The sequence below is a fragment of the uncultured Campylobacter sp. genome, assembly GCF_937997405.1.
GTDB lineage: Bacteria > Campylobacterota > Campylobacteria > Campylobacterales > Campylobacteraceae > Campylobacter_B.
The window spans coordinates 1-3,327 of record NZ_CALKTL010000147.1; the positions used below are offsets into that span (position 1 = coordinate 1).

Genomic DNA, 3,327 nt, shown 5'->3' on the forward strand with positions numbered 1-3,327 from the left:
TTTTAAACCACAAGCGCGGTATCCTTTCATAGCAGGATTTAAAAATTAGCGCTATGTCGAATAGAATTCGCCGTGAAATTCTAGAGCAAAATTTTGCAAATTTTCGAGGCAGAATTCCGCCATGAAATTCCAGATAGGAATTCTAAAACAAAACTTTATTACGAAATTTTAAAGCGAAATTCCGCTATGAAATTTAGATCTAAATTTTAAAGTGACATTTCAAAACAAAATCCCGTGATTTAAAATTCCACGCCGATTGACGAGTTGCTTTGTCGCGCTACTTTCACTTGCGCGCTGAAAATTTGCGTGATGCTGGGGATTTGCTCGCCTGCAACGTCAAATTTCGCCGTTTTGATCTGTACGCCGTAGAGCGAGCTAAGCGCGATTTCGGTTAAAATTTCGTTACTTGCGCCGTAGTTGTAGCTAAGATCATTTCGCAAGATTAGTGTGCGATCGGCGACTGCGAGGGCGTGGTTAGGCTGATGGGTGGTAAAAACTATGCTCGCATCGCTATTTGAGCGTAGATTTGCGATGAGGCTTAGCACGCGGTCTTGGTTTTTGATATCAAGCGCACTGGCAGGCTCGTCCAAAAACAGCACGTTGCTGCCGCTAGCTAGGGCTCTAGCAAAGAGCACGAGCTGCCTCTGCCCGCCGCTAAGGGCGTTAAAGCTGCGCTTTTGCAGATGGGCGACGCCTAGCGTATCCAGAGCGTCAAGGCAGATTTGAATATCCTTTTTGCCCGGTTTTGAAAAGAGCGAGATCTCGCGTACCCGCCCCATCAGTACGATGTCAAGCACGCTGTAATCAAACGCGACGTTAAAGCTCTGTGGCAAAAAAGCAAATTTTGCCTTGCGTACGATCTCGCCTTCTTTAGGCTGTAAAATCCCCATCATACACGACATTAGCGTGCTTTTGCCTTGCCCGTTTAAGCCCAAAATCGCTAATGTTTGAGAGCTGGCAAGCTCGAAGCTTAAGTTGCGAAAGCAGAATTTTTCAGCCTCGTAGTAAAAGCCGGCGTTTTTTATCTCAATTAGATTTTGCATTTTTGGCACTCCTTTTTAGAAGTAGGGCAAAGATCGGGCTTCCGATGAGAGCGGATAGAATTCCTAAAGGAATTTCGGCGCTACTTAGCGAGCGAGATAGATCGTCGATTGCCAGCATAAAGATCGCTCCTGCAATGAAGCAGGCAGGCATTAGCTTCACGTGGTCGCTGCCCGCGATGAGCCTGGTGGCGTGCGGCACTACAAGACCTACCCAGCCGATATTTCCGCTGACGCTAACTTGTACGGCGATCAGAGCAGTGCAAAGCGCTAGGATCGTGCAGCGCAGAAATTTAACGTCCACGCCTAGCACGCGCAAATCATCATCATTTAGGCTGAGTAGATTAAACCGCCATCTCAGCGCGATTAAGACTGCAGAAGCGGGCAGGGCGATCGCGCACATCAAAATTACTTTATCGTATCCTGCGCTTACGAAGCTTCCTAGTAGCCAAAAGACGATATTAGGCAGCACTTCCTCATCGTCTGCTAGATACTGCACCAAGCTCGTAAGTGCAGCAAATACGCCGTTAATAACTATACCTGCTAAAATGAGTGAGAAAATATCGGCGCGTGCTACGAATTTTGCCAAAAGATAGAGCAAAAATAGCGCCGCAAGTCCGAAGCAAAATGCAAACCCCGCAAGCCATAAGCCGCTCAATCCTAGCAAAATACAAAGCGCGCCGCCGAATGCCGCTGCGGTGCTAACGCCTACGATGTGCGGGCCAACGAGCGGGTTTTTAAATACCGCCTGCAAGCTCAAACCCGCGATAGCAAGCGCTCCACCGCAAAGGCTGGAGAGTAGAATGCGCGGAATTCTAACATCCAGCATCACACTTTTGGCGGCTTCATCGCCGCCTCCGCTAAAGAGAATTTTAAAAATTTCTTCTAGCGGGATATGAAACTGTCCGCTAGCGAGCGAGATTAGCGCCAGCACTACCCAAAGGAGAAGTAGGATTAGGTTCAGCATTATTTTTGATATTTGACGCGGTAAAATTTCTCGTAGAATTCCTCTACTTTTTTATCAAAGTTTGCGTCCTTAAAATTTTGCGGATAAAGTTTCATCACAAGCCATTCCTCACCAAGCGCCATCGCTTCAGCAGTCGGATGCCCCCATGCTTTAACGAATTCGGGCATTAGATAAATTCTATCCTCTTTCACGGCGCTAAGGCCTTTTAGCGCAGGGTTTGCCTTAAGTTCGGCAGGTACTTGAGGATAGCGGTTTTGCACTAAGATAATCTGCGGATTCCATGCTAAAATTTGCTCCGGCGAAACCTGCTTGTAGCCCTTTATATCTGCAGCGGCGACGTTCGTCGCACCCGCTCTTGCTAACATTACGCCAGTATATTTGCCGCTACCGTAGGTCGTAAGATCGGGATTTGCCATATAAACTCTAGGTCTTTTATCTACAATAAAATTACTAAATTTGGCATTTAAATCAGCTTGCGATTTTTTAACGAAATCTATTAGTTCAGCGGCATCCTTTTCGTGATTGCTTAGTTCGCCTAGAATTTTAACCCCCTCGTAAAAGCCCTCATCGTAAGCAGCGAAGCTATCGCGCTCATCTTTAAAGGTCGGATTTAGCTTAGCTTTTTCCTCTTGTGCAGAGCTGAAAAATGAAATACCTACGACTGGGATTTTCAACTCCTCCATTTTAGCTATATATTCTTTAGGGAAGTAGTTGACCACTACGACCGCATCGGGCTTTAGACTAAGCAGAGCTTCGTAATTGACATCTTTGATATCGCCTGGATTAGGTAGGTTTTTAAAACTCGGTGCCAAACGATTATACTCTTTGCCTAGGCGTTGCTCCCAGCTTTTTAGGATGCCTACGACCTTATCTTGGGCGTTGATTTCGTTTAAGACATTGAGCGCTTCGTGGTGTAGCACGACGATACGATTTACTTGATCCGGGATCGTGACCTTGCGACCGAGCTGATCGGTAATCGTGCGATCTGCAAAAGCCAGGCTAGCGCAAAGCACTGTACCAAGAAGGATTGAGTGAAGTTTAAGCATTTTTTCTCCTTGAAAATTCCGCAAAATATGCGGGATTAGAATAGCAGAATTATAGCCGATCGGCATAAAATCCAGATAAATTTTTATATAAATTTGATTTTGTCGTGGGGGATTTCAAATATTTTTGCAAGGCGGAATTTTGCGATTTCACGCAGAATTTTGCTAGTAAAAATTTTTACCCGTCTCCTCTAGGCTAACCGGATACTGCCCGATGCCCAGCGAAACTGATTGGTTTTTTGATTTATTTTGTAGGCGTCGTCCATAAGCTTTTATT

At 45.6% G+C, this 3,327-nt stretch carries 3 protein-coding genes; all 3 read right to left on the minus strand.

Features of this window, described 5'->3' with window-relative positions:
* Window positions 1–239: 239 nt before the first annotated feature.
* From Q0372_RS07910 to Q0372_RS07920, 3 genes are read right to left on the minus strand one after another with little or no spacing between them, the layout of a single operon-like run.
* Entirely contained in the window at window positions 240–1,043 is an 804-nt protein-coding gene (locus Q0372_RS07910) for an ABC transporter ATP-binding protein (RefSeq protein WP_298104665.1), read from the minus strand.
* The gene (locus Q0372_RS07915; protein WP_298104668.1) at window positions 1,027–2,007 is read right to left on the minus strand and encodes an iron ABC transporter permease; all 981 of its coding nucleotides are present in this window, start codon (window positions 2,005–2,007) and stop codon (window positions 1,027–1,029) included. The genes Q0372_RS07910 and Q0372_RS07915 overlap by 17 nt, the downstream gene beginning before the upstream one ends.
* Window positions 2,007–3,053, minus strand: coding sequence for an ABC transporter substrate-binding protein (locus Q0372_RS07920; protein ID WP_298104671.1), 1,047 nt, complete (start codon window positions 3,051–3,053; stop codon window positions 2,007–2,009). Before Q0372_RS07920 ends, Q0372_RS07915 begins: the two co-directional genes overlap by 1 nt.
* Window positions 3,054–3,327 lie beyond the last annotated feature (274 nt).